The following is a 1777-nucleotide window of genomic DNA, read 5'->3' on the forward strand; positions in this document are numbered from 1 at the left end:
TTAAAATTCAGCCACTTAACTAGTGCGCAATGGTGGGTTTTAAAATCGATATTTTGGTTGTATCCCTTTGATACCAAGGGTTACAGAGGAGTCTGGTGACAAACCGTTCTTTTAGTCAGAGAACCCTTAACAGCAGCGTGTTTATTAAGTTTTCCTAGTATCGCTAATTAAGGATTCGGTATGTATGGTATTAACATTGAGTTTAAACCTTGTCCAGAGTGTGGGCAAGACGAAGACTTTTTAGTCGATGAGGAGCGGGAGATCGTTACATGTGTTTGTGGTGTTATTGTCATTGAGCCAGTTCTTCATTAAATTCTGTTTGTTAGGCCAAATTCTTTAAAGCCCGTAAACCTATAGGTCGCGGGTTTTTTATGTATGCTTTAAATCAAATCACCTGATTTGATAGCTGCTCTTTACCACCATCGGTAACTACAGAGAGCTAATAAACATGAATGTAAAAACTAAATCACAGCAGTGATTACACTTCTTGTCGCGGCTGGCGTTGTCTGGGCATCAAATAAAGCACAAAAGTATTGATTTCCAGATACAATTAGGCTGCTAGCGCGTAAAACTGCTCCCAAACAGATAAGTCTTCAGGGGTGCTGAGCGGTCCATTTTTTATCATCGACCAAAGTTTCTTTTATGAGACAACTTTTTTCCCTCTGCTAACTACAATGTTTTCTCATACGTAATTAGAACTTCTGTATGACACCAAAACAGACCCAGAGGATTCACTAATGAAAATACTCCAACGCTTTTTTGCTTATTCGCTAAGTGCCTTATTCCTTTTTACCTTATCCAGTTTGACGGTAGAAGGTTATAAGAAAGGCGAGAAGATAAACCTAGTCGAGGTCGCGGCCACCAACGAAGACTTCCAGACCCTGGTCATGGCGATCCGGGCATCCGACCTGACTGGCACTCTCGAAGATAAGGGGCCCTTTACTCTCCTGGCACCAACCGATGACGCTTTCGCAAAGCTCCCGGCCGGCACTCTGGCTGACCTGCTCAAGCCTGAAAACAAAGAACAACTGCAGGCCGTGCTCAAAAACCATATCCTGATCGGGGCTTTCACCTCAAAAGAAGTCAGCAAGCTGAAACTGCCTGAAACCGTCCATGGAGGAACAGTACAAATCGAAAACGGCGAGGATGGTGTAACAATTAACGGCGCTAAAGTCATTGCCGGTGATCTCAATGCCAGCAACGGGGTTATCCATGTTATTGACACTGTCTTAATCCCCGAGTAAATCATCAACCGGAAACAAAAAAGCTTCACTATGGCGAAGCTTTTTACCGTATAGGCATCATTACAGGTAGTCGCACAGATAGGCTGTCGGCTCTGCAACAAAGTCGTGGACGATAGAACCTGAATTAGTCCATTTGGTCAAATTGAAGTTACAGTAAAAATCAATGCCAGATTCGGATTAATGTACTAATTCATTACTTTCTGACGGAAGATTTGTTCGTAAAGTAAAATCACAATTAGTAACGCAATAGGCATTCAATCAAGGTCGTTTATCGCGACCTTAATTCTTGAAGGCTAGGGTGCTTACTTGGTTTGTTTGGCTTGATGAACCTTGCGATAAGCCTTCTGTTCCTCTTTCGTGACAGTGTCACAATTCACCCAGGCAATCACGACGGTGACGAGGTTGGTAAATCCGCGGCTTGCGTTTGGCATGCGGCACCCAAAGGCCATCGGCAATCATCCATTGGCGCAAAGTTTCTAACGAGATATGAACGTCATGAACTTCAGCCAATTTCTCATGAGCAAGTGTGGGCC

General features: G+C 43.5%; 1 protein-coding gene and 1 pseudogene. One reads left to right on the plus strand and one right to left on the minus strand.

The window, feature by feature from the left end; translation table 11 throughout:
- Nucleotides 1-737 precede the first annotated feature (737 nt).
- Entirely contained in the window at nt 738-1244 is a 507-nt protein-coding gene (locus C9J12_RS29935) for a fasciclin domain-containing protein (protein WP_107247100.1), read from the plus strand.
- A gap of 369 nt (nt 1245-1613) precedes the next feature.
- Here the strand turns inward: C9J12_RS29935 and C9J12_RS29940 are convergent.
- Nucleotides 1614-1777, minus strand: a pseudogene (locus C9J12_RS29940) (ISNCY family transposase); the annotation flags it as partial.

Origin of the sequence: Photobacterium frigidiphilum (genome assembly GCF_003025615.1) — a bacterium.
Classification (GTDB): Bacteria; Pseudomonadota; Gammaproteobacteria; order Enterobacterales; family Vibrionaceae; genus Photobacterium; species Photobacterium frigidiphilum.

What these genes read in the sequence shown, in the direction of transcription:
- C9J12_RS29935 (WP_107247100.1), top strand. Translation starts at nt 738, where the DNA reads ATGAAAATACTCCAACGCTTTTTTGCTTATTCGCTAAGTGCCTTATTC.